Annotated in this window: 23 protein-coding genes and 3 pseudogenes; 4 read left to right on the forward strand and 22 right to left on the reverse strand. The window is 50.7% G+C overall.

Going from position 1 to position 23,439, the window contains the following annotated elements:
* Positions 1-118: 118 nt before the first annotated feature.
* Both AC0YNW_RS19555 and AC0YNW_RS19560 read left to right on the forward strand, forming a co-directional pair.
* A complete protein-coding gene (locus AC0YNW_RS19555) occupies positions 119-274 on the forward strand; it encodes a transposase (RefSeq protein WP_475833382.1) in 156 nt (51 codons plus the stop codon).
* Positions 275-317: 43 nt separating this feature from the next.
* Positions 318-422, forward strand: a pseudogene (locus tag AC0YNW_RS19560) (IS3 family transposase); the annotation flags it as partial.
* A gap of 57 nt (positions 423-479) precedes the next feature.
* On the opposite strand, the gene AC0YNW_RS19565 reads toward AC0YNW_RS19560, so the two are convergent.
* The 22 genes and pseudogenes from AC0YNW_RS19565 to AC0YNW_RS19670 all read right to left on the reverse strand — a co-directional run bounded on the left by AC0YNW_RS19565 (position 480) and on the right by AC0YNW_RS19670 (position 21,336).
* Complete coding sequence (locus AC0YNW_RS19565) at positions 480-914, reverse strand: GNAT family N-acetyltransferase (protein WP_475833383.1); 435 nt, start codon at positions 912-914, stop codon at positions 480-482.
* A gap of 89 nt (positions 915-1,003) precedes the next feature.
* A pseudogene (locus AC0YNW_RS19570) lies at positions 1,004-1,913 on the reverse strand (IS1595 family transposase); the annotation flags it as partial.
* Positions 1,914-2,125: 212 nt separating this feature from the next.
* Positions 2,126-3,325 carry a staphylopine family metallophore export MFS transporter CntE gene (gene cntE / locus AC0YNW_RS19575; protein WP_475833384.1) on the reverse strand — a complete coding sequence of 400 codons (1,200 nt, stop codon included), beginning with the start codon at positions 3,323-3,325 and terminating at the stop codon, positions 2,126-2,128.
* A gap of 55 nt (positions 3,326-3,380) precedes the next feature.
* Positions 3,381-4,106 carry an ABC transporter ATP-binding protein gene (locus tag AC0YNW_RS19580; RefSeq protein WP_475833385.1) on the reverse strand — a complete coding sequence of 242 codons (726 nt, stop codon included), beginning with the start codon at positions 4,104-4,106 and terminating at the stop codon, positions 3,381-3,383.
* Positions 4,093-4,920, reverse strand: a complete 828-nt coding sequence (cntD, locus tag AC0YNW_RS19585) for a staphylopine uptake ABC transporter ATP-binding protein CntD (protein ID WP_475833386.1) — start codon at positions 4,918-4,920, stop codon at positions 4,093-4,095. The genes AC0YNW_RS19580 and cntD overlap by 14 nt, the downstream gene beginning before the upstream one ends.
* 1 nt (position 4,921) lies before the next feature.
* Entirely contained in the window at positions 4,922-5,818 is an 897-nt protein-coding gene (gene cntC, locus AC0YNW_RS19590; RefSeq protein WP_475833387.1) for a staphylopine uptake ABC transporter permease subunit CntC, read from the reverse strand.
* The gene (opp1B, locus tag AC0YNW_RS19595) at positions 5,815-6,750 is read right to left on the reverse strand and encodes a nickel/cobalt ABC transporter permease (RefSeq protein ID WP_475833388.1); all 936 of its coding nucleotides are present in this window, start codon (positions 6,748-6,750) and stop codon (positions 5,815-5,817) included. The genes cntC and opp1B overlap by 4 nt, the downstream gene beginning before the upstream one ends.
* Before the next feature lie 18 nt (positions 6,751-6,768).
* On the reverse strand, positions 6,769-8,364 hold the full coding sequence (cntA, locus tag AC0YNW_RS19600; RefSeq protein WP_475833389.1) for a staphylopine-dependent metal ABC transporter substrate-binding lipoprotein: 1,596 nt from the start codon (positions 8,362-8,364) through the stop codon (positions 6,769-6,771).
* Positions 8,365-8,535: 171 nt separating this feature from the next.
* Positions 8,536-8,739: a hypothetical protein gene (locus AC0YNW_RS19605; protein ID WP_475833390.1), complete on the reverse strand. Its 204-nt coding sequence runs from the start codon at positions 8,737-8,739 to the stop codon at positions 8,536-8,538.
* Positions 8,740-8,796: 57 nt separating this feature from the next.
* Entirely contained in the window at positions 8,797-8,937 is a 141-nt protein-coding gene (locus AC0YNW_RS19610; RefSeq protein ID WP_475833391.1) for a hypothetical protein, read from the reverse strand.
* A 34-nt stretch (positions 8,938-8,971) separates the two neighbouring features.
* Complete coding sequence (locus AC0YNW_RS19615) at positions 8,972-9,406, reverse strand: DUF1801 domain-containing protein (protein ID WP_475833392.1); 435 nt, start codon at positions 9,404-9,406, stop codon at positions 8,972-8,974.
* Between the two features lie 52 nt (positions 9,407-9,458).
* Positions 9,459-9,659: pseudogene (locus AC0YNW_RS19620) on the reverse strand (hypothetical protein); the annotation flags it as partial.
* 119 nt (positions 9,660-9,778) lie between these two features.
* The gene (locus AC0YNW_RS19625; RefSeq protein WP_475833393.1) at positions 9,779-10,273 is read right to left on the reverse strand and encodes a P-loop NTPase family protein; all 495 of its coding nucleotides are present in this window, start codon (positions 10,271-10,273) and stop codon (positions 9,779-9,781) included.
* A 24-nt stretch (positions 10,274-10,297) separates the two neighbouring features.
* Positions 10,298-10,939 carry a formylglycine-generating enzyme family protein gene (locus AC0YNW_RS19630; protein ID WP_475833552.1) on the reverse strand — a complete coding sequence of 214 codons (642 nt, stop codon included), beginning with the start codon at positions 10,937-10,939 and terminating at the stop codon, positions 10,298-10,300.
* 690 nt (positions 10,940-11,629) lie between these two features.
* The gene (locus tag AC0YNW_RS19635; protein ID WP_475833394.1) at positions 11,630-12,244 is read right to left on the reverse strand and encodes an RNA polymerase sigma factor; all 615 of its coding nucleotides are present in this window, start codon (positions 12,242-12,244) and stop codon (positions 11,630-11,632) included.
* 15 nt (positions 12,245-12,259) lie between these two features.
* Positions 12,260-13,117, reverse strand: coding sequence for an ABC transporter ATP-binding protein (locus tag AC0YNW_RS19640; RefSeq protein WP_475833395.1), 858 nt, complete (start codon positions 13,115-13,117; stop codon positions 12,260-12,262).
* Between the two features lie 7 nt (positions 13,118-13,124).
* Complete coding sequence (locus AC0YNW_RS19645) at positions 13,125-15,932, reverse strand: ABC transporter permease (RefSeq protein WP_475833396.1); 2,808 nt, start codon at positions 15,930-15,932, stop codon at positions 13,125-13,127.
* Complete coding sequence (locus tag AC0YNW_RS19650) at positions 15,929-16,969, reverse strand: efflux RND transporter periplasmic adaptor subunit (protein ID WP_475833397.1); 1,041 nt, start codon at positions 16,967-16,969, stop codon at positions 15,929-15,931. The genes AC0YNW_RS19645 and AC0YNW_RS19650 overlap by 4 nt, the downstream gene beginning before the upstream one ends.
* A complete protein-coding gene (locus AC0YNW_RS19655) occupies positions 16,935-17,684 on the reverse strand; it encodes an ABC transporter ATP-binding protein (RefSeq protein ID WP_475833398.1) in 750 nt (249 codons plus the stop codon). The genes AC0YNW_RS19650 and AC0YNW_RS19655 overlap by 35 nt, the downstream gene beginning before the upstream one ends.
* On the reverse strand, positions 17,647-19,101 hold the full coding sequence (locus AC0YNW_RS19660) for an ABC transporter substrate-binding protein (RefSeq protein ID WP_475833399.1): 1,455 nt from the start codon (positions 19,099-19,101) through the stop codon (positions 17,647-17,649). The genes AC0YNW_RS19655 and AC0YNW_RS19660 overlap by 38 nt, the downstream gene beginning before the upstream one ends.
* 248 nt (positions 19,102-19,349) lie before the next feature.
* The gene (locus AC0YNW_RS19665) at positions 19,350-20,660 is read right to left on the reverse strand and encodes a sensor histidine kinase (protein ID WP_475833400.1); all 1,311 of its coding nucleotides are present in this window, start codon (positions 20,658-20,660) and stop codon (positions 19,350-19,352) included.
* A complete protein-coding gene (locus AC0YNW_RS19670; RefSeq protein WP_475833401.1) occupies positions 20,638-21,336 on the reverse strand; it encodes a response regulator transcription factor in 699 nt (232 codons plus the stop codon). Before AC0YNW_RS19670 ends, AC0YNW_RS19665 begins: the two co-directional genes overlap by 23 nt.
* A 212-nt stretch (positions 21,337-21,548) precedes the next feature.
* Here AC0YNW_RS19670 and AC0YNW_RS19675 point away from each other — a divergent pair, with 212 nt between their 5' ends.
* Both AC0YNW_RS19675 and AC0YNW_RS19680 read left to right on the forward strand, forming a co-directional pair.
* The gene (locus AC0YNW_RS19675) at positions 21,549-22,355 is read left to right on the forward strand and encodes an alpha/beta fold hydrolase (protein ID WP_475833402.1); all 807 of its coding nucleotides are present in this window, start codon (positions 21,549-21,551) and stop codon (positions 22,353-22,355) included.
* 28 nt (positions 22,356-22,383) lie between these two features.
* Positions 22,384-23,367, forward strand: coding sequence for a sensor domain-containing diguanylate cyclase (locus AC0YNW_RS19680; RefSeq protein ID WP_475833403.1), 984 nt, complete (start codon positions 22,384-22,386; stop codon positions 23,365-23,367).
* The last annotated feature ends 72 nt before the right edge of the window (positions 23,368-23,439 follow it).

The raw sequence follows: 23,439 nt of genomic DNA on the forward strand, positions 1-23,439 counted from the left end.
TTTTATTTTATAGGCTATGTTAATTCTCAATGTTGATTTTTATCAAAAATATAACCGCTCCGTATGAACTGCACCCCAATTGTTAGACACCAACTAACGATTGGAGGTGCAGTTTTTTATGGCTAAATTTACACAGGAAGAAAAAGTTCAGGCTGTAAAAAGGTGTCTTGAAGGAAAAGAAAGTCAGAAAGCCATAGCCGAAAGCATTGGGGGATCAAAAGCCATACTTCAAACGTGGATACGCGTATCAGCATCACGGAGAAAGTTCCTTTAAAAAGGGCTATACAGCCTACTCTGCGGATTATAAACTGAAAGTGCTTCACTACTATAATCATAAACGGATTAAGTCCTAGCTAAAAAGCATGAGCCCGGTACAGTACCGAACACATGCCCTACAGGCTGCCTTAATAAATATGGTCTAATTTTTGGGGGGTCACTTCAGTAAAGGGCGGTTTATTAACCTATCATCACCCGTCAGCTTAGTCAACTCTTGATAAAGACTTTTTGAAATATACAGCGGATTCATCATAGCCAATAGCCTTATAGAAATCACTTGCTCTTCTTGTGGCAAGTGCAACAAGCTTTGAACCACGTTGAACTGCTTTTTCTTCAATAAGTACCATGAGATTCTTTCCAACGCTTTTACCCCTGTAATCTTCTAGTACGAATAATTCCTCAACCCAACTTATTAAACCATTTGCGTAAAAAGTGGAGTGATGGAAGGCTAGAACATAACCAATTATACCTGTTTCAATCTCTGCGACTAATAAATCTGCATCTTTGTTACTCAAAACATCAAGGAAGGTTCGTTTGAAATCCGTTTTATTCAACTTAAAACTTGTCGCAAGCTTAGCGGATAGTTCAAACAATTCCTCTTCATCTTTAGAAATTGCATTTCTATAATTAAACTTCATTGGACCAACCCCTTCGAACCATTAATAATTTGAGTTTACTTTTTTGGTAATTAAATTTCCACTATTTGTTAAGTTATTCTTCCGTTATATCAACAGTAAGCCATCTGTCGAAGTCTGGTATTCGTATCCTTCACAGAAAACAGGCATGAGGACACCAACATGTTTTTCTTATTTGACGCTGTGTTCTCATATTCCTTGCTGTCGAGATATCGGAACCACGCCAGGTAATGCTCCAAATTCTTGGTTGCTACTCCGTTGAAGCGGTCCATCCATCGTTTCATGCGGCTATGGTAGCTGTTGACGTTCAGGATATGGTAAACGCCTTTCACGCGATGTTTTCCATCGGACTTGAAACGGTAATGTGCCAATCCCTTTTGATTGGCATAGGTGCTAAACGCACGCCAGGAAACCGTGCAAAGCACGTTAGAGTTAGACAGGTGAGAGCCGCTTGCTTCATCCAGCTTCGTTGTACGGATACGCCCACGCCCAAGAACGCCTGAGAAGGTCATCTTCTAACGGTCTCGGGCGACCAGTACGCAGACTTGGTCGTTGCTTATGCCACGGTGCTTCGCTTTACCGCCGCGCTTACGTGGCTTACGTTCGGCAATATTCCGCCTTCCCTTTTCTGAGTACAGAAAGTAGGTCTCGTCCATTTCGACAATACCTTGGTATGCTTCGGTTGGAACCTGTTTAAGCGCAGCCAGAATCTTATGGCGCCAGTAAAACAGGGTCACGAATAAAATCTCTTCATACATTAGTTCGGCATTTGCGAAGCTAATATCCCTCAATCATGAGTTCGATAAATCGAATCCACAAGTGAGATCGCCGAGTACGTTGGAGAGGTGTGTTCGTTAGGTCATTGAACGTGTGAAGTCAAGACTTGCAACGATATCGCTGGCGTTTGACCTCTCCCGCGCGTGTTGTAATTGTGTATTTCCCGAAGCGCACGACGGTATGGCTGTGGCAATGCGGGCAAACCAATTCGTCTTTATGCTTTTGTCAGTTCTCTCAATTCCAAAGGGCATCAGCTCCAACAAATAATTACTCTTATTATAGAACGAATGTTCGTTAAATTTAAATATCAACATCAAAGATTAACATAGCCATTTTATAAGAAAAAAGTTTGCAATCGTACAATTCGAATAAAAACAGCCCGCTATTCAGAGAATAGCAGGCTCGTCCATCCTATTAAAATAGTTGTCCCCCCAGCGTTAATGTTCCTTCATCTTCAAAGGTTTAACGTTCTGGTTGAAAGCGACAATCGCCATCGCCGCGCTTAGAATCGCGCACATCATATACATGAAAGAATACGAGAACCAGTCCGATACCGTGCCCATTATGATGGCACCCAGCGATACGCCCATATCAGCCGTCGCGATAAACAAACCCATGAGAACATTGCGGTTCTCCTTGGGCAAGACAAAGCTGAGATAGGTTGTAAGGGCAGGATACAAGAGCGCCTGGGCGATACCCATGCTTATCGCTCCGGCATAGAAGGGCACCGCGCCTGACGATGCCGCCAGACTCACACTAAGCGAACCTGCGGCAACCAGCAGCATGGCCGTAATCATGAAAGAAGAATGCCACTTGCCGTCAGAAGGAATTTTTTTGCCGAATAGCAGCCGGACCGCCACGACTGCCGCCGCTTGAATCATCAGAAAGACCGCTGCGCTGCCATCTGGGACATGAACCACATACAAGGGCACGAAAACGGTCACCGCTCCGAATACCACAGAAGCGCTTAACATCAGCGAGCTGCTCTTGAACAAAGACGTATTTGTTACAAGCTGGCCAAACGAGGTCCACATGCCAAATCCCCGCTTCCGCTGCTCACGATCGCCAGCCGCTCGATCCCTCTGATGCTCTATGCGCACCGAGTAGCCTGCCGCTCCTGTCAGTACCGCAATCCCTATCATCACTGCCGAGAGTACGCTCATCTGCCCCGTCTGCCAGATGCCAATCGCTAGTAGAGGCCCGATAATTCCCGGCAAATAAGAGCATAACGAATACATGGATATGCCTTGCGAACGATCCTTGTCAGGTAGGGCGTCAATGAGACCCAATTGCAGCGCCATTGAGAAAAAAGCTGTGCATATCCCTTGCAGAACCCGTGCGGCAAAATATCCGCCAAGCCCGGAAAAGGCATATAGCACAAGCGCCACACCATTCAGGAGCAGAATTGCGCGCAGCACCTTCACTGGCCCGTGAAGCTGAATCAGATAACCGGCCCATGGGCGCAAAAACATCGTCGTGAACAGATAAGCGCCCATGATGATGCCGATTGTCAGATTTGACGCGCCTGCCGATTCACCTTTTAGAGGAATGATAACATTCATAATCGAATTGGCGCTAAAATAAAACAGCGTCAACGCATAGAGCCGGAGAAACGGCCAGGATAATGCGCCCTTCACAGCCTTTCCTCCTTTCCCCAGGCTCCAGACGGATGCAAACCACCCCATGCCCCCGTCATACCAGGACCTTGCGCAGCAGTTCTTGGGCGTAGCGAGATTTTACATGCTTCAGATCGGCGGCATCGACTATCTCCTCGATTCGCCCGTTCCGGATAATCATAATCCTGTCGCACAGATACGCCGCCGCCTGGATATCGTGAGTAATAAAGATGTAGCCCGTTCCATGATTCACTCTCCATCCTTTCAGCAATTCAAGCACTTGCATCTGAACGGACCCGTCCAGCGAGCTGATTGCTTCATCCAGCAAGATGCAAGGCGATCCCGTTGCAACAGCTCTGGCGATGCATACCCGCTGGGCCTCTCCGCCGGATAGCTCATGGGGATACTTCGGCAGATAGGAAGCATCCAGTCCCACCTGCAGCAGCCGCTCTTCAAGCTCATCGTCTGAGGCACGGGGCAGTACTTCAAGCATCGCTCGACGGACATGGAAAAACGGATTAATCGATGACGTATAGTCCTGGAATACAGCGCTTAAGCCAACTCTTCCCGACTTCCGGCCGGCAACCGGCTTGCCGCCGAATGAGATGATGCCGCTATCCGGCTTTTCGATTCCCAGCAGCAGACGCCCCAGCGTCGATTTCCCGCTGCCGCTTTCACCGATAATGCCGAGACATTCACCCCTTCTCCACTCGAAGCTGATATCGGTTAACACTTGATGACGCGAATGACCGAACCAGCCATCCTTGCGGTACGACTTGTATACACCCTCAACGTTCAGCAAATCCAGCGCCTCCCATCAGCATCATATAATGGCGGTGAAGCGGCAGCTTGGAGGCAGCCAGATGCCGAGTATATGGATGCTCCGCCCGGGTAAACAGCTCGCTCGGGGTTCCCTGCTCCACAATCTCCCCGTCCTTCATCACAATGACCTGATCCGCAATGCGCTTCACTGCGCCCAGATCATGGGATACGAACAGCATGCTGCTGCCTGTAAGAACGCGCAGCTGTACGAATTGCTCCATTACCTCGTATTGTGTAACAGCGTCCAGCGCCGTAGTCGGCTCGTCGGCAATGATTACATCGGGCTTAAGCGCAAGAGCGAGCGCAATCATCAGTCTTTGCAGCATGCCTCCGGACAGCTCATACGGATAACGACCCAAGACAACCACAGGATTATTCAGCCCGACACTCAGCAACGCTTCTTGCAGCAACTCTTCTATCTCCATGCTGTTCCAATCGCCATGTACCGACATCGTATCCCGCAAGTGAGCGCCTACCGGCCGGGAAGGATCGAAAGCGCGCATGCCGTTCTGCATAATCATGCACAACCGCTTGCCTCTGACGGCGCGCATCTCCTTCTCCGGGAGCTCTGCCAGAGAGTTTCCATTCAGGATAATGCCTCCCGACTGGCTTAATCCGCCTTGCAGAAGCCGAAGAATGGCCTTGCACGTAAGCGACTTGCCGCTGCCGCTCTCCCCGACAATGCCGAGGCATTCTCCCTTCGCCAGACGAAAGGAGCTATCAGGTACAAGCACCTTGCCGGTGCGGCTCTCCCATATTCTCAAATGCTCCACTTCCAGCACATTGACCGCCATGCTACACCGCCTCCTTCCGCGCAGCTTTGGCAAGCAAGGCAGCTCCGAAGCCCGTTTTCTTCTGCCGCCCGGCATGCATTAATTTGGGGTCCAGCAGCGTCTGCAGCGAATCGGACAGGAAGTTCACCGCCGACACAAGAATCATAATCGCCAGGCCAGGCGCCAGCATCAGCTCCGGTCTGGAGAACATGACCGTTCTGGCTTCATTCAGCATCATCCCCCACTCCGCATGCGGCGCCTCAATACCAAGGCCGAGAAACGACAAGCCGGAGACTTGCAAGATCATCGAACCGAACGAGCTGCTGGAGATGACGGCGATATCGGGAAGCGCAACCGGCATAATATGCTTCGTCATAATCTTGAGGTGGCTCGTACGAAGCGTCTTGGCGAACTGGACATAAGAAGCTTCCGCAACCTGCATAACGGCAGTACGGATCACCCGGGCGAACCAAGCCCATTTCATCAGCACAAAAGCAATCAGAATATGGGTTAACCCTGCTCCCAGCATCCCCACTACAGCAAGAGTCATCACATAACCCGGGAACGAAAGCATACAGTCGCAAATTCTCATCAGGACAGCGTCAACCCGCCCTCGAAAGTAACCGGCGGCAAAACCGGCTATCGCCCCGATGCCTACAGATGCTGCCAAAGCCGCAAGCACGCCCAGCACGCTCGGACGTATGCCATAGATGAGACGAGATAACACACAGCGCCCAAGATGGTCGTTGCCCAGCCAATATTGCCACGACATCCCTGCAAAACGCAGATCCATATGAACCTCGTTCGGCGGATGCGGCGCTATAAGCGGTGCGCACAGACCGATCAACAACGTCGCCGAGATGACGGCAAACGATACAGCCGACCATTTGTCCCTCATGATATGTACAAGCACCTTCATCTTAGTTCCTTCCTCATCTTAGGATTTAACAGGGCATTGATTACGTCTGAGGCTGTATTGAACAGGACAAAAGCGACAGCCAATATCAAGACATAGGCTTGGATCATCGGGAAATCCCGGCTCAGGATCGATTTGACCGTAAGCGTGCCGAGCCCAGGCCATGCAAACACGTTTTCCACCACAATCGTACTGCCCAATATAACGGGAATGGCCATTCCGAACACTGATATGGCGATCTGCATGGAATTCCGCAAGATGCTCATCGTTACTTGGCTCTCCGGCAAGCCGCAGGCTCTCCCGTACAAGACGTAATCCTCATTCATATTGCTTAGCATGGAGCTTCGGATCATTCGGAAATAAATGCCTGCATACCCCGCCACGATTACTGTTACCGGCAAAATGTAGCTGCTGATCCCGTTCATCCCGCTGGTCGGCAGCAGATCCAGCCGGACCGCGAGCAGCCAGACGAGCATAGCGGCAAGCCAGTAAGCAGGCATCGAGGTTAACAGGAACGACACGCTCCGGACGGACAGATCCAGCCATCTGCCGCTTCGCAAGGCGCAGACGATACCAAGTCCAATCGACATCAGCATAATCAATACCGAAGAAACCAGCGTCAGCTTAACCGTATTAAGAAAGGCGGGACCAAGCAGCGACCAGACCGGCATTCCCGTAACAAAGGAATGGCCGAAATCAAGCTGGAGGCTTGCAAGCAGCCAATCGGCGTATTGGATGAGCAAAGGCCGATCCATGCCGAGCTTAGCTCTCGTCTCGGCGATGAGTTCTTCCGTCAGAACCGGCACCCCTTGCGCATGGAGCACAACCTCGGCAGGGTCCATAGGAGAGAGATGGTTTAGCACAAAGGTCAAAAAGGATATGACCAGCAGCAGCGGCAGCGTCATAGCAATGCGCTTCACGATATAATGGCTCATCGTTTTGTCACCCCGGCACTATTCAAAAAACATGTTTTCGAACGGCAGTTCAAATTGCGTCTGCTTGAAAGACACGCCCTTCAGCGAAGACGGTGCGACAACCGTCACGCTGCCATTCGTAAGCGGGATGAACACCGCCTCGTCATGAACGATCTTCAGAATATCGGCATACAACGTCTTGCGTGCAGCTTCGTTCGTCGAGATCATGACTTCATCAATTTTCCGGTACAGCTCCTCCGCCCGGGGGATGCCGCTTGTCGTATGCCGATAGGACGACTCCGAAGCAAATGCCGCAATGGTGCTTTGAGGATCGTAGGCAAGGCCCCACGTTTGATTGAACATAAGATCGTAATCACCAGTTGATCTCCGCTTGGCAATAGAGGTGGAATCCTCGCCGATTAGCTCCAGCTTGATGCCGATTTTAAGCGTCTCGCTTTGAAGCAGCTCCGCTTGCGTCTTCTGCGAGGAGGAGTTGACGTCATAATACAGCTTCATCGTCAGCGGAAGTCCGCTCTTTGCCCGAATGTCACTGCCTTCCTCCTTTAGCCAACCCGCCTGCTCCAGCAGCCTAGCTGCCTCGGCCGGATCAAATGCTCTCTTTTGCAGCTCTACATCTGCATAATGGACGTTGGAGGAGAACAAGGTGTCCGCCGCCGTCTCTGTCCCGCTGAAGATGGTTCGGCTAATCGTCTCACGGTCGACTGTATGCCAGATCGCCTCGCGTACCGCCTTCTCGCTGACCGGACTATCCGATCTGCTGCTATTGGCAACAATCATCTTGGTGTTCATGGCTTCGCTGCGAACGATCTGATAATCTCCGGTTTGCGTCAGCCGCTCCATCGCCTCCACATCAATGCTGTCGGCGCCTCTGTCATCGGTGAAGACAAAGTTGACTTCTCCCTTCTGCAGAGCCAGCAAAGTCGTCTCGCCCGAAGGCAGCACCTTCGCTGTAATGGCCTTCACTTGCGGCGCCCCGCCCCAATACTGGTCGTTCGCAAGGAAACGAGCGTACTGATCCGTCACATGCTCAGCCAGTCGATAAGGTCCTGTGCCGTTGTAGCCCGATACGCCATCCTTCGTCTCACCGTTCACAAAGTCATTTGGGGATAGGAATACATAGGGTCGGGTCATAGAAAGCTCCAGAAGAGCGGGGTAGTACGGTTCATCCAAAGTCAGCCGAATCGAATGCTCATCAATGACATCGATGGCGGATAGCTTCGTGGATAGTTTGATCCAGGTATGCTTGCCAGCGTTGCGCTGTACGGCTTCGATGTTTTGCTTGACCGCTTCGGCGTTAAACGGTGCTCCGTCATGGAATGTAACGTTTTTTCTCAAATGAAAGGTATAAACTGTCCCGTCTTCAGACAAGTCCCATGATTCCGCTAGCAGGGGCTTAATGCCATCCTTTGTGTGCTCCACCAGCGATTCATAGACCATTCCTTGCGCAGCCATTGATCCCGTGTAGAGATGCGGATTCATGTCGTTAATATCTTTCGCCGTGGCATAGATGAGCTCGCTTGCCCCCTCCGTGCCGGATTTATTGCTGCTGCATCCAGCCAGCAAAGTCATGACCAATAATGCAGCCAACAGACCAAGTTTTTGTTGTTTGTTCATTGTTGGACTCTCTCCTTAATAGTAATTGTTACGAATATACTCCATTTTGATTGTAATGATTACTATTATCAATGTCAATTAGAATTTTCCTTCCGTCTCAATATCATCCGCATCATCGAATAGCTGAACACAAAAAAATCGACCCCCGATCATGGATCGATTTTTGCTGCTCTACGCCTTGATGTTGACATCAGTTGCGATCCACTTGCCACCCTTCCAGCGAACGCGCAGATGAACCTCCTCATTGAAGCCAAGCGAACCGTCATTGTAATAATTGCTCACCCTTACACTCGCTACACCAAAAAGATGGATGGGGAAACCGATGATACCATAATCATGGTGCTCCGGTTGATAGGAGGCGCTATAGTTCGTCATCCCTCTTGGCACTGGATGCAGCTGCTGATAAACTTCCTCCGTCATATAGTAGGCATATTACTGTTGCTGATCTGATAACTTCATTCCCATCTCGATGATCGCTTTGCTTTGTTCGCCTATTTGCCAACCGACTACCCCATATAAAATTGCGAATGCTAGAATTGCGCCAACGATGATTAACTTTAATTTTCTGCTCATTCATGTACCCTTCTTTCGGCATCCAAATCTATACCTACACATCCAGCCACTTGTGAATGACTTCGACTAGCTTCGTTTCCTTGGCACGGATATCCTCCATATTGTGCAGCGTGATCAGCGCCCGGTCGGGGGAAGCCCATTCCAGCAGCCCCGTCGTATCCTCCAGAAGCGACTGGCCTGCCGTTCTATCTTTTCCTTTCACTCCGGTATGGAAGACCAGCAGCAGGCAATCCTGCTTGCGCAGGTTGAAAGTAATCCGGTCCTCCCCTTCATTATGAAAGCTTGGCGCGTTCCATTTGATATGCTCCCCTATATCCGGACGCGCGCCCATTATAATGCTGCGAACCGCCTCAATCTCTGGCTTCAGAGGATGCTCCAGCCCTCTCATATAGGCTTCCACTTGCTCCGTACCGGATAACTTCGCTTTACTCCCGCTGGATGAAGCGGCTTCCTTCCGCTTAGCTGGCATGAATCAAACCTCCCTGCTTGCGCATGAATCTATCCATTTATTGTTCTACTGTCTAGTGTATCAGCTGGCCGTCCTTCACATCGCTGTCTCTCTGATGCGGCTCTAACGAGCGGGCCAGGAACTTCCCGGTAAGCGATCGCTCCACCCGTACTACCTCCTCAGGCGTGCCCGTTGCCACAACCTGGCCTCCATTGCTCCCCCCGTCAGGACCCATATCGATCACATAATCTGCTACCTTGATCAAATCCAGATGACCAGAACCGAATGTCCGGCAACTCTATCATTTCAACGACTGCTAATAATGTCCTCCCTTGTTTTGTCACTATCCTGCTTTACATTGTCGATCGCCATTATATAACAGCCGCTTCTTTATCACTTCAGTAGTACCTGCAAGTTTTTAGTATGGGACAACTTAATCAATTTGGATTGATAGCTTAGCAGCTTGGCTTCAAATTTCTCTCGATCCCTCTCGAAGTCACGGGTCCACACATACATCAGGTACAACATTCTCAAATCGGGATGATAGTGACAAGCCTCAATCCCAAGCTTCTGCTTTAAGAAGCGTGTAAATATTCTGACTCTCCGTTTCCATAACGGCGGATCAAGAAAGATAATGGTATCAGCCATCTCATACAGACATTGGTAGGAATCGCGATCCGTACCCTCGAATATCCAGGCTTCATTGCGATTAATCTCTTCAATTACCAAAAGCTGTTCATCTGCAGTGCGTTTAACCCGGCCTTCCGGCGTTTGATGGTATACCACACAATCCAGCTCATACCAGGGTATATTTATCATTTGCGACAATTGCTTGGCTAACGTCGTTTTGCCGCTGGCAACAATTCCAATGATGAGGATTTTCTTCATAGCATCTCCTTTATGCCTTTATGACTATAAAGATCTTGCAACACGAAATCCAAGATCATCGATGCGGAATGTCGGATGGCTGCGGCGGCGGCATGTCGCTCCGCAGCCTCTGGCTTCCTCCGCCCAGCTCCCGCCACGGAATACTCTATAGGAGCCGTACACGTTCTCATCGTATAGATCCCAGCACCACTCCCATACGTTGCCCAGCATATCATGGAGTCCCCATGCGTTAGGGTGCTTGCTGCCTGCCTCTTGCACTTTGCCCTTCGCATTGTCCCGGTACCATGCGATCGCATCAAGCTCGCCGTATCGATAACCGGTTGTACCAGCTTTGCACGCATACTGCCACTCTGCTTCCGTCGGAAGTCTATAGCCATTGGCTTCCAGGTTACAATCGATTCGCTCGCCGCCATTTATAGAGTAGTATTCTTGCAGACCTGAATATTGGGAAAACAAATTGCAAAAAAGAATGGCCTCATTCCATGACACTTCCACCACCGGGGCCTGAGGATGGGCATCCGGTCCAATAGACTGTTGCAAGATTGCATAATACAACTCATTCGTAACTGGAACCGGTGCGAGCATAAAGGAAGCCACCTGCTCCGTCCATTGCGTCTTCTTCCGATCGTCCCTCAAGGCTACCTCTCCTGCTCCAATCTTTATCATTGGATAATGAGCATAACCTCCATTTGACACTGACACCGTTCGTCCTCCCCTCCAACCAGACCCGCTTTTCTATTATGCGACTATAGACTTCACCAAGCGGCTAGCCGCTTCTTCAACTGGTTAATCTGTTGACGCATACACTCGCCGCCAATGCCAGTAATGCATAAAGAATACATAATTTTTACTTATGCTGTCAAAAAAAAAATCGCAGCCCATCGGGCTGCTGATTTCTCTGCTAATCATATGTATTGTAGAACAATCCTGATAAACCAGTCTTAATGATTATGGCTTGGATCGCAGCTTGCGTCTCTTCTGATTCCTGATCTTGATCCATACCTCCCGATCATCATCCCTAAACAAGCGGACACCTACAAATTTAAGTGGCGTCCAGATTTCAGTGAAATAATATTGGGGCATGCAGATCCTTCCTTTTCCTCAAAATCTAATGCAATTTTTTATACTTATGAAGCTCTACATGATAATAGATTTATTACCTCTTATTATAAGACTATTTTCCTAAAATAATAGTCCTTCTATCACGATTTTTTAGGCAAATAGTATTAAATAATTATAAAAAAGAGCCAACCAGTAGTACTGGTTGGACCCTTAACCAAAATTTTACATAAACAATTCAAGCAGCAAAGGCTGCAACTGCTTTGTCAGAGGGTAGTTTGTAGTTTCTCAACACCCTTACTCTATACGGATTTTCAATGCGCAACCTGATCGAAACAACGGCTCCGGATTGTCTCTGATTACGCAATATACCAATCTCTCGATCGGAAAGGAAAGCTCTTTCACAGATTTATGGTCTGCTGTGAATACGGCTTCGGGCTGAGCTGCGTGACATTCACGCAGCCTTAATCTTGCACGGAACAAGATGGAACGGACCGCTGACATGGTCGTGCATAGGCCGCTGGCGATTTCTTTCATGGTATAGCCGAAATAATCGGCCAAGAGCCATACAATGACTTGTCTGAGCGGCATACAGCGGGCTACCCACTCCATCCAGCCTCGCACTTCCGCATAATCAACATCCGTGACAGCGCCCGTCTCTGCCGTATCCAGCTCCTGATTCCCCGGCCCGCTCCGCCGGTATTCGTCATGCCACCGATTTTTGGCTACCCGGTACAAGAAAGGTCTAATCTCCTTTATGTCGCCTTTTCTAGAATAATAGCTGAATGACTTGACTAACGTCTCCTGATAGAGGTCCTCGCCATCCCATACGGAGCCTGACAAGTAGCGGCAGTACCTGCGCAATTCCGGCAAATGCGACTGTACGAGCGTTTCAAAATGGGAGGAGGACATACGCATGTCTCCTTTCTATTTCGTATGCGGCACTTCCAGCATTAACTTGGCATGTTCGACTGACAGCTTTACTCTGTTCTGAATGCCCAGCCTTTGCCTCATCTCTTCAGGAATCTGCAGCCTTCCGAATCGGTCCACGACGGCATACTCCTCGTGCTCCTCCTTCGTCCTCGCAGACAGTTCCGACTCAGACGCAGACCGCTTGATCATCTCCGAGCTTGTCATCCCGTCCCGGATCGCAACGACCCGGTCAACCTTGCGCGCCAGGGACAGATCATGGGTGACAATGACAATCGTCGCTCCAGTCTCCCGGTTCAAGCTGCGGAATATGTTCATGATCTGGTCGGATGTCTGAGCATCTACAGAGCCTGTTGGTTCATCTGCCAGCAGCAGGGACGGGCGATTGGCAAGCGAGATGGCAATCGCCGTTCGCTGCTGCTCCCCTCCGGATAGCTGGACCAGCTTATTGTTAATTCGATGAGATAAGCCTACCCACTCGACCAATTGCTTGGCGTATGCTGAATCGACCTTACCGGCCACCATCATCGCCGTCTCCACGTTCTCCAGCACGGTCAAATAAGGAAGCAGATTACGAGAATTGTTCTGCCATATAAACCCGACCGTATTTCGCTTGTAAGCGACCCGCTCTTTCTCATTAATCTGCAGCAAGTCCCACTCACCTACAACCGCTTTACCTGCGGAGGGGCGATCCAGACCGCCCAATATATTAAGCAGCGTCGACTTTCCGCTGCCGCTGTTGCCGATAATGGCCACCATCTCTTTATGTTCAACCTTCAAGTTCAGCCCTTGCAAGGCAACGACTTCTACATCGTCCGACTTATAGATTTTCACCAATCCTTCGCAGTCTATCATGCGATCCCTACCTTTCCTCACCCAGCTTCACGGCCTGATGAACACGAAGACGCCATATTTGAACGGTCAGTACGCAAGCTCCGATAGAGAGCATGGCAAGCACGATAGCAAGCAGCTGCACCGTGTCCCTCAGCTCGAATATGATCGTGAACGGCGGCACCTGAGCCCCTCCGCTAGTTTGCAGAAGCGGCAGAAACAGCTTGCTGACCAAGCGGCCGATCCCAAGCCCCAGCCCAATGGCGAGTCCCGTTGTAAGCAGCTGCTCTAGCAGCAGGATGAAGGTCAGCTGGCCGCGCGCCAAACCCGTAGCGCGCAATATACCCATCTGCACCGTTCTTCGCGCAAGGCTGTAGATCCAGAAGAGCAGGTAGCCGATGAAAGACACGGCGACGGATACGATAAAACCAAGCGTCAGAATGCCGTATGTTCCCTCTCTTGAAGGAAGCAGCTTCTGAAGAATCCGTTCATTGCGGGCATCCCTTAAGCTGGCAGTCTCAATGCCATGCTCGCGCAAATGCCCCACGACCGGCATCACTTTTGCTCCTTCCTCCATATCCAGCCAAAGCGCATACGGCGTAAGCGGAATATGGTCATACACATAATCGAGATTTGCAATGACAAAAGACTGTTGCGGGGACAACGATGGCCAATATTCCGTTATGCCCACAACGACAAATTCAATCGGAACCTTCTGTACGGTCATCTGAATCAGGTCGCCTTGCTTCAAGCCGTTCCGCTCGGCGAAGGATTGCGACACGATGACTCCTTGTTCATAGTTGCCCAGCCAACGCAACAGATGGAAGGGATGTGCCGCCTTATACAGATCATGCCGCCACCATGCGCTGTTTGCGAAGTCGACATTGTCGATGCCCATCAACATGCCTTTTCCAAGCGACTTGCCCGCGACGGTCAGATCCCCCTCGGCTTGAAGCACTCGTACATGCGACTCAACGCCCGGCATCTCCTCGAACGGAGCGGAAGGAGGCTCCGTATAGGTGATATCTCTGGGTTGATCCTCTGGTATATAGTTGCCGTCCTTATCATACAATTGGAGTTTCCCTTCCCAGACAGGCTGGAGCACGACATCTGTTCCATTGCTGTACATGATTCTCTCACCTTCATTCCTGTCAATCGTTCGCGCCGCCGAAGCATGATAGATGCCTAGTCCCATTGTCATAACGAGCAGCAGCATTAAGGGGAAATAGCTCCTTTGCGAACGGGACAGCTGAACGAGCGCAAGATGAAACGTAATCGGAAGCCATCTTCGAAGCATCCGGTGAAGCAGCTTCAGCAGCAACGGAAATAAACGAAGACTGACAAGTCCAGCCGAGAAGACAGCAACAGCCGGAACAAAGAAAAACGCCGGATGAATCTGCATACCTCCGGACTGGGATTGCTGTCCTGCATTCAACTGGCCGCTTTGAAAAAGATACCAGCCGGCGCCTGAAGCAAGCAGCAACACGACATCGATATACCAACGCTGCCACAACGGCATCCGGTCGGCTCTTGCCAGCTCCTGCTTGTGCCCGACGATCGACTGCCTGCCGTAACCCGCAACAGGCAGCAATCCGGCCAGAATGGCCACTGCAACGGCAGCGAGCCCATATAAGCCAGCAGAATGGCTCCACCCGATGGCAGCATCCTTGCCGACCGCGAATTGCATGAATCCATCCGTTGTCACCATAAGGCGTGCCATTCCTGCTGCGCCCAGCATCCCAAGAAGCCATGCTGCCGCACCCAGCATCGCTCCCTCAAGCAGAAAGATGGCATAGATGAGCCGCATCTCCGCCCCGCGGCTGCGCAGTACCGCAATATCATTGCGCTGCCGCTCTAGAGATTGTCTGGCATTGATATAGATAAAATAGAAGCATAGTGCAAGCATCGGCGCAGCCAGTGTAAATAAGGTCAATTGCACCTGCTGGCTTTCTTTCTTGAACGTCCGGATCAGATCCAGAAAGCTCAGATCGACCCGGCTATTGCGCAGCATCTGGTACATATCCGGCTCCAGCCTTTGCAGGAGCTTCTCCAGCCTGCTCAAATCACCGCTTTGGAGATTCTGCAGATCGTAAAGTCCATACCAGTTCACCGTGTTGACCGAGGCAGACAAGCTCGACACAAGCTCTTCCGCGAATACATCCGGGCTTATCATCAGTACGCCGGAGAAGACATCCAGCCCTTGATACCAATAAGCGGAATCCTCATCCTTCGGCTGGAATACCCCTACAATTTTAATACGCACAACCTTATTGCCTTTAGCTGTAGGAAGCGTGTATTGATACACGTCCCCTGCCTCCAGATAGTTCCGGCTCCGCGCATTCTCCCACACAACGGCTTCAATGATTCCATCGCTTCGGGGTGAATTCCCGTACATCGCTCCGCTGGTAATCTCTATTTGTTCAGCTAATCCCGATTGGGACATAAGCGACATTTGCCTTCTCCGATTATCCGTACTGCCACCTGCTGTATCTTGCCGAAGCTGCGATTGCGCAATGGAATAGGTGGCGATCGATTGCAGCAGCGGGTAGTCGATTTGCTCTGGAAGCTTGTTCATCATATAGTCGTGCAGCGATGCGAGTGCCTCCGGATCGGCAGGATCGTTGCGCGCCGGTTGATATCTGGTCAGAAGCGAACCCGGCGGTGCACCTGAGCCTTCTTCATGAAGCGTTGTGGAGATGATCCTGGACAAAGCGTGGTCCGTATAAAAGGGGATGCTGCTTGTAAACGAAACGGCAAGCAATAATCCGATAAAAGAGCTGATCGTCAGCGGGCGGTTGTTCCACATTTTACGCCGAAGAAATCGAAGCAGCGGCTTCATTGCCCAATCACCCTCTGACCCGGTTCAAGTCCCTTGAGGATTTCCACCTCTGTAGCTGTCGTTAGCCCCACTTCAACATCCACTTCACGCTTATTTCCGTCTTCATCCACAACTTGCACATAATTTCTGCCTGATGTCTTCTTCAGCGCGGAAGGCGGAATCAACACTGCATCTTGCTTGCGTTCCGTCACCACGGATGCGGTGAGCGGCGTACCGGCTTGTACATCCGCCGGGAATTGGTCCAGCTCGATCAGCACATACGCATCCAAAGAATCAGCTTTGCCGCCGGATTCGGTGGATAGCGGCATCCGTGAAACTTTGCCGGAATGGGTACCCGCTGTATTAATGTTCACGCTGGCCTCCATGCCTAATGCGATCTTCTCCAGATCAGAAGCCGAGAACTTGACGGCGACAGTGAGCGTGCTCATGTCCGATAACACGCCAACCGTCTCATAGGCTTTAATGGCATCGCCTATTTTCTTGTCGAAGGAAACAAGCGTACCGCTGAATGGCGCCGTCAACCGGGAGGCGTCCCGCTGCGCTTTCAACTCATCCATCTCGCTCTTCAGCAGCTCAAAGTTCAAGTCGTCAACCTCGGTATGGGTGTTGGCTCTGATCTTCTCGATCATGTTGAGCTCGGTTTGCCTGATCTCGATCTCCTTGCGTTTGATTTGATTCTCGAGAGTACCGGTGTCAATGACCGCAATCAGCTGCCCTGCCGCAATCTTCTCGCCGGGCTCTACCAGCACTTCGGCTATTTGTCCGCTATTTGAAAGGAAATGCAGGCTTTCCTGCCGCTTGGACATCAGCTTGCCCGTCGCATTCACTTTGATCTCTATCGTCGCCTTGGCTACTTTGTATTCCGGCTTTTTGGAAATGTTCGGAGGCTCGATCAGCTCAATCAGCTCTGCTTCATCCGACTGAGAAGTGAAACTGCAAGCGGACGTCGAGACGATAAGTCCCGCACAGCATACACCAATGAGCAAATTGCGGCCCTGGCGCTTAACCCAGTCTTCCATCCGCCATTTCGTAGACATGGTCTGCCACCTCCAGCATCGTTTGGTCATGTGTTGTCATGCATATCGTCATCCTCTCTTCCGAACGAAGCGTTTCGAACAGCAGCATAATCCGCTCAGACATACGGGTATCCAGCTCGGCTGTCGGCTCATCCGCCAGCAGCAGCTTGGGCCGGGGAGCGATTGCCTTGGCAATCGCTATCCGTTGCTGCTCCCCTCCCGACAGCTCATAGGGGCGATGCTGCGCCCTCTGCGTCATCCCAACCTGCTCCAAACAATAGGCGATCCTATCCGTCCATTGTGCGGAAGAAACGCCGGATAGCCGCAGTCCCAATTCAACATTCTCCCAAGCCGACAACAGGGGATGCAGCGCAAAGGCTTGAAAGATGAACCCGATTTCGTTTTTGCGGACACGGGTGCGCTCTTTATCTCCCATGCGATGGAAGTGATGTTCGCCAACCTGAACTTGGCCCTCTGTCGGCATATCCAGCCCGCCTATGATGTTCAACAACGTTGTTTTGCCTGAACCCGATCTTCCTTTCAATATGGCAAGCTGTCCGGTATCCATGCGGAGGTCGACCCCCTTTAACACCTGAATCTCGGTTGTACCCGTACGAAATGTCTTATAAATACCCGACAGGCTGACGATTGGCTGCGAACATGAATCAAGCTCGCCTGCCAGATGATTCCGATCTCGACTATCCTGCGAACATGAGGCTTGTTGCAAAACCGCCACCTCCGCCTCCGCCTTGCTCCTTCTCTCCGCTCAGATTGGCTTCAGCCAGCGCTTCTGCTCCTCTGCTTACAATAGCTTCAAACGCCTCATCTACCATCTTGCTGCCGCTTGACGCAGCGCTAATCTCTTCATTGGCAATCGTTGCGAAGCTGTTCCGGAAGCCCTTAGGATACCAACGAGTGGTCTCCATCGGGAGCGGCTTAAGCTTATAGAACGGCTCCAGGTTTACCCCATTGGAATTCGTCTCGTACCCTAGGCGTGATTGCAGATCCATCGCTGTGTTCGATCGGATCTTGGCGGCTTCGTCCCCATGAACATACTGGATAAATGCCCACGCTATATCAGTCTGGGACGATGCGGCGTTGATGGAGAATATTTGCGATACCGTATAAGTGCTTGTCATATCCGGCGTAGCGGCATCAACCGGTGCGGTTACGACGCCCATATTCACTTCCTCCGGCTGGCTGCCGGATGCATCAGAGTCGCCCGTCGCTCTGACCGAGCTTATGGCCATGCCTCCGCCGAAATTAATCATGCTGGAGTTGTCTACCACCATCGCCGCCCGTCCGTTGTTGAAGAGCATGCTGTCCATCGAGATCATCATCCCTCCGTCGCCTTGCTGAGGTGCCGGCTGATGAATCGTCTTGTTCTGGTAGCCCTCCACGACCTCACGGAAGATCTCCTTCCATTCCGGCTCCGACATCGTCAATTCTGTCGCGTCCGCGTTCAAATAGTTCAAGCCTTTGGCAGCCGCCATATCCTTAATGAGCTGGAACGGGTCCTGGGCAAACATGGAGCTTGCCAGACCGTAAATTCGTGTCTCAGCATCGCCGTCAGTCGGGAATCTCGCTGCCAGCTTGAGCACTTCCTCCCAGGTCATGAAATCCGTTGGTTCCGGAACGCCGTATTTGGCGAACAGATCTTTGTTGTAGTACAGCGCATTGGTGTTAAACGTAGGCGCAAGTCCATAGAGCTTGCCTCCGCCTGCATCGCGCAGCAATTGAACGACACCTTCCACCATTTGCTCCAATTCAAATCCGCTTTGCGTGATCATCGAGTCCAATTCATACAGCCTGCCATCCGCCGCCAGCGCTTCATATTGTGACTTGGTCAGCATCACGACATCCGGCTGGTTCGCGTCGATCAGATCGATCATCGCTTGCGTAGGATCTTTGCTCATAGCTGCATCCATGGTCGGGATGACCTCGAATTGCACATTCGGATACTTGGCGCTGAACACATTGCCATAGCTTTGATAGAACATCTGTTCATTCATAAACGCAACCTTTAAGGTTACCGGTTTGTCCGGATCGATGGCTTGAGTCTGGCTCCCTCCATTTTTCGAGCTGCAACCAGATAAGACGATCACTAGCAACAAGCAATAGATGAATCCTCTCCCTAGCGTCTGCTTCTTCATTGCTTTCTTTCCCCTTTCAAGCTTGTAATGGATATCTATTAGCCAGCATGAAGGAGTTCTCTTAGAATTGTCTTAGAGAACTTTAAAAGAAGCTTAAAGAATGATGGCAACTCTGTGTAATGGACAGACAGAAGCGTATCTAGGTTTCCTGGTTTTCAAGCTTAAGACAAACAAAAAACCTCCAATTAAGGAGGTTGAACGTCTTGCAATATGTACGGGCTTATATCCGGCGACTGGTGAATATAAAGCTACAGAGCCGGCAGCATAACCGTAACCTTCATTCCTTGATGCTGAATGCTTGCTGCCTCGATTTTCCCGTTGTGGCGCAATACGATCCATTTGGCAATGGAGAGTCCTAGGCCTGCCCCTCCTTCCAAGCGGGAGCGTCCCTTGTCTCCCCGGTAAAACCGGTCAAAGATATGCGGCAAATCTGCAGCGGCTACTCCAATTCCATTGTCCTGGACCGTCAAGATAACATGCCCCGAAGAGACCTTGCACGTCAGATGGACGATCCCGCTCCCCGGCGTATACTTGATCGCATTATCCAAGACGATCATCAGCAATTGCTGCAGCCGTTCCTCATCTCCATTTACTATAATATTAGGACTTACCTGCCAAGACAGGGCAATATCCTTCAGGGACGCAAGCGGCATAATATGCTTCAGCACCTGCTCCGCCAAACTCCCCAATGTGACCGGCTTCATGTGAAGCTCAAGCTTGTCCGCATCGGTCTGCGACAGTGTCAGCAATCCGTTAACGAGCTTCTTCATTCGCCGTATTTCATTCAGAATGGTTGAGATTTCACGGCTGTCCTGCTCGATTGTATGGTCCGGATGGCGAAGCAACAGCTCCGTATGCGTCTGCAGCACGGCTAGCGGAGTTCGCAGCTCATGTGACGCGTCTGCCACAAATTGCTGCTGCTTTTCCCAGGATGAACGAATGGGCACAAGCGCCCGATCAGCCAAATACAAACCGGCGAATACCGATACGCCCCCTCCGAACACAATGCCAATCATAATAAGACCCAGCACAACATTCAACATGCCGATTTCCGTGCTAATATCACTGATTAACTGGATGTAACCATCATTATCGGGCGCGTAAACATAATTCAGCCTCTTCGCATTGTCTGCGTTAATCTTGATATTGATGACCCGATACACCGACCCGTCATGCCGAACGTTGAACAACTCCGTCTCATGAAATGAATGCTTCAGCTTCTCCACAAGCGAATAGGGATATCTCTCCGGTATAAGCGTCGTTAAGGGATGAAGCTCATCATCCCAAATAATCAAATTAATGGTACGTTCAAAAGTACCGGCCGTCGTACTCCAAGTACCTAATGACGCAATTCGGGTCGCAATACCCCCGCTGTATGCAATTGCCATCTGCGGTTGCTGCATGGAATATTCCGCTGCCCGCGTCTGCATCGCATGATCGATTTTCCCAATAATAGCGGTGCGCAGATACACATACATACTCGTCCCTAGCACAGCGAGAATGAGGAACATGACGGACGCGTTCAGCAGCGTCAGCCTAGTTTTCGTTTTTCGGAACATCGGCTTTCCCCTTTACCATGTACCCTATGCCGCGAACCGTCTGGATCAGATCAGAGTAACCATGCGCGGTCAGCTTCTTCCTTAAATAATGAATATACAGATCCACGATGCCAGCCCCCGAATCTGTATCAAATCCCCATATTCGATCCAATATCTGTTCGCGCGTCAAGATCTGATTCCGGTTAATAAGCAGAAACTCAAGCAGCTCATATTCTTTGGCCGATAGCTTCAGGGGAACCTCGCTAATGAAGCCTTCCTGAATTCTAGGACGGAGGATCACGCCTCCCACCGTAATGTCTCCTGAATCGCCAAGCTTGCCGTGTCTGCGCAGAATCGCTCTTGTACGGGCCAACAATTCAGGAAAGGCAACCGGCTTGACTACATAATCATCCGCTCCCGCATCCAGCCCCTGGACTCTGCGCTCAATGGCATCCACCGCTGATAGCAACAGTATCGGCGTCATAATGCCTTGCGCTCTTAGATGGTGAATAAGCGCAATCCCGCTCATAACGGGCAGCATGACATCCAATATAATCAGATCGTAAATATCCTGTTCTGCCATAAACAAACCTTCGTCGCCGCTCATCGATTCATGGACAATGAAGCCTTCTTCCCGAAATACGCTGGAGACAGCATGCAATAATGAAACATCGTCTTCAACTACCAGAACCTGCATATGATTCAAACCTTCCCGAGCCTAAGAATGCATTCAGTATAAGCGAGGAAGCTTAAAATTAAATTAGAACGATATGGCAAAACAAAGGAAAAATCATGACCATCATGGCGAATTTTGTAATTTTTTGTCCTTCATTTCAATTCAATATTCGTTATAATAGGAATAAGCTTCTCCCTGTCAATGACAATCTACTACTCGGAGGGGATCTCCCTATGACAGTGAACGTTCTGAAACGCAATAATGTAAAGGTGCTGGGCTCCGGAAGCCAGACGATGGTACTGGCGCACGGCTTCGGCTGCGACCAAGATATGTGGCGCTATATCGTGCCCGGCTTTGCAGACCACTATCGCATTGTATTATTTGATTATGTAGGCTCGGGAAACTCTCAACTCGACTATTATGATCCGCACAAATATAATGATTTGCAAGGCTACGCGCAAGACATTCTGGATATCTTGGAGGCGCTTGATGTGAGGGATGCCGTATTCGTCGGCCACTCCGTCAGCAGCATGATCGGCATGCTGGCATCCATTCGCGCGCCTCATCATTTCAGCCGCATCATCATGCTGGGACCTTCCCCCTGTTACGTCAACGATCTGCCGAATTATTACGGCGGCTTCGAGAGGAACGATATTGACGAGCTGCTGCAAATGATGCAAATGAATTTTATCGGCTGGGCCAGCTATCTGGCTCCTATCGTTATGAATTCAGAACGGCGCGAGCTGACCGAAGAGCTGGAGCAGAGCTTTTGCTCCAGAGATCCGCATATCGCCAGACAATTCGCGGAAGTCACCTTCTATTCCGATTGCCGCATCGATCTGGAGGAAGCGTCGATTCCTACACTCATTCTTCAGTGCTCGGAAGACAGCATCGCTCCCGTCGAAGTCGGGCATTACCTGCATGCCCATCTGAAAAACAGCACGCTGCGGCAAATGACGGCCAAGGGGCATTATCCGCACTTAAGTCATCCTGAGGAAACAACGGAGCTGATCAGACATTATCTGGCGGCAAGCGGCTAACCATTAGGAGAAAGGCAGACGGTAGGAAATGGATATTCAATTAGATACGGCGCCGTGCGGCTACTTCTCCATCTCAAGCTCCGGCATGATACAGTCCGTGAACGGGACGTTTCTGAATATGCTGGGCTATGAACGTGAGGAATTGTTGGGAAAGCATCTGGAATCCACGATGTCCGTTACAAATAAGCTTTTTTTTCATACATACTTCTATCCCTACATTCAGTTGCACGGACATGTGAACGAGATGTATGTCTCCTTCCGGACCAGCACCGGGCAGGATGTACCTGTACTCTTGAACGGCATTCGCCAGCAGCGCGGCGGCGAGACCTTCATCGATTGCGTCGTGCTTGCGATGCGCAAGCGTATCGAGCATGAGAAGGATGTGCTCCAGACCAAGGCAAAGCTGGAGGAGCTATACCAGAAGACCAACGAAGCGAATCAAAAGCTGGAGCTGCTTCATGCGGAATATGAGGTCAAGCAGCAGGAGCTGCTGCGGATCAATCATCAGCTGGAGGCGATGGCCTGGACCGATCCTCTCACGGGGCTTGGGAATCGGCGTTTTTTTCAGGCGAAGCTGCTTGCAGCCCTTGCCTCCTATCATGAGAATGGCGCGCCGTTCTCTTTGTTCATCATCGATATTGATCATTTCAAGAAAATCAATGACACGTTCGGACATCCTGTCGGCGATCTGGTGCTGACCAACCTGGCCCGCTTGCTCCAATCGATGTCTCGGGAGAACGATATTGTCGCCCGCTACGGCGGCGAGGAGTTCGTGGCGATTCTGCCGGATACGGATCAAGAGACAGGGACGTCCATTGCAGACAGATACTGCTCTACCGCCGCGTCCACGCTCCTAGGCGAATACCAGATTACGATCAGCATTGGAATAGCAACTGCAGCTGGCGGAGATACGGATCAGTCTCTGCTTAATCAAGCCGATCTGGCTCTATATGCTTCGAAGAGTGGCGGCAGGAATAGAGTGACACATGCGGCCAATCTCGTAAAAAGCTAACCGTCTCCCATTTTACGAAACGCAGGACCCTGCGTATGAAAGAAACGAGCACCGGGAATCCCGGTGCTCGTC

Source organism: Paenibacillus sp. J31R120, from assembly GCF_056269225.1.

Excerpts from the sequence above, each read along its gene's own strand:
- AC0YNW_RS19565 (WP_475833383.1), bottom strand. The coding sequence starts at position 914 with ATGAAGTTTAATTATAGAAATGCAATTTCTAAAGATGAAGAGGAATTG.
- AC0YNW_RS19680 (WP_475833403.1), top strand. The coding sequence starts at position 22,384 with ATGGATATTCAATTAGATACGGCGCCGTGCGGCTACTTCTCCATCTCA.
- AC0YNW_RS19645 (WP_475833396.1), bottom strand. The coding sequence starts at position 15,932 with ATGAAGCCGCTGCTTCGATTTCTTCGGCGTAAAATGTGGAACAACCGC.
- cntD (WP_475833386.1), bottom strand. The coding sequence starts at position 4,920 with ATGGCGGTCAATGTGCTGGAAGTGGAGCATTTGAGAATATGGGAGAGC.
- AC0YNW_RS19670 (WP_475833401.1), bottom strand. The coding sequence starts at position 21,336 with ATGCAGGTTCTGGTAGTTGAAGACGATGTTTCATTATTGCATGCTGTC.
- AC0YNW_RS19665 (WP_475833400.1), bottom strand. The coding sequence starts at position 20,660 with ATGTTCCGAAAAACGAAAACTAGGCTGACGCTGCTGAACGCGTCCGTC.
- AC0YNW_RS19555 (WP_475833382.1), top strand. The coding sequence starts at position 119 with ATGGCTAAATTTACACAGGAAGAAAAAGTTCAGGCTGTAAAAAGGTGT.
- AC0YNW_RS19640 (WP_475833395.1), bottom strand. The coding sequence starts at position 13,117 with ATGATAGACTGCGAAGGATTGGTGAAAATCTATAAGTCGGACGATGTA.
- AC0YNW_RS19610 (WP_475833391.1), bottom strand. The coding sequence starts at position 8,937 with ATGAGCAGAAAATTAAAGTTAATCATCGTTGGCGCAATTCTAGCATTC.
- AC0YNW_RS19660 (WP_475833399.1), bottom strand. The coding sequence starts at position 19,101 with ATGAAGAAGCAGACGCTAGGGAGAGGATTCATCTATTGCTTGTTGCTA.
- AC0YNW_RS19675 (WP_475833402.1), top strand. The coding sequence starts at position 21,549 with ATGACAGTGAACGTTCTGAAACGCAATAATGTAAAGGTGCTGGGCTCC.
- AC0YNW_RS19630 (WP_475833552.1), bottom strand. The coding sequence starts at position 10,939 with ATGATAAAGATTGGAGCAGGAGAGGTAGCCTTGAGGGACGATCGGAAG.
- AC0YNW_RS19635 (WP_475833394.1), bottom strand. The coding sequence starts at position 12,244 with ATGTCCTCCTCCCATTTTGAAACGCTCGTACAGTCGCATTTGCCGGAA.
- AC0YNW_RS19605 (WP_475833390.1), bottom strand. The coding sequence starts at position 8,739 with ATGACGAACTATAGCGCCTCCTATCAACCGGAGCACCATGATTATGGT.
- cntC (WP_475833387.1), bottom strand. The coding sequence starts at position 5,818 with ATGAAGGTGCTTGTACATATCATGAGGGACAAATGGTCGGCTGTATCG.
- AC0YNW_RS19625 (WP_475833393.1), bottom strand. The coding sequence starts at position 10,273 with ATGAAGAAAATCCTCATCATTGGAATTGTTGCCAGCGGCAAAACGACG.
- AC0YNW_RS19615 (WP_475833392.1), bottom strand. The coding sequence starts at position 9,406 with ATGCCAGCTAAGCGGAAGGAAGCCGCTTCATCCAGCGGGAGTAAAGCG.
- cntA (WP_475833389.1), bottom strand. The coding sequence starts at position 8,364 with ATGAACAAACAACAAAAACTTGGTCTGTTGGCTGCATTATTGGTCATG.
- opp1B (WP_475833388.1), bottom strand. The coding sequence starts at position 6,750 with ATGAGCCATTATATCGTGAAGCGCATTGCTATGACGCTGCCGCTGCTG.
- AC0YNW_RS19650 (WP_475833397.1), bottom strand. The coding sequence starts at position 16,969 with ATGTCTACGAAATGGCGGATGGAAGACTGGGTTAAGCGCCAGGGCCGC.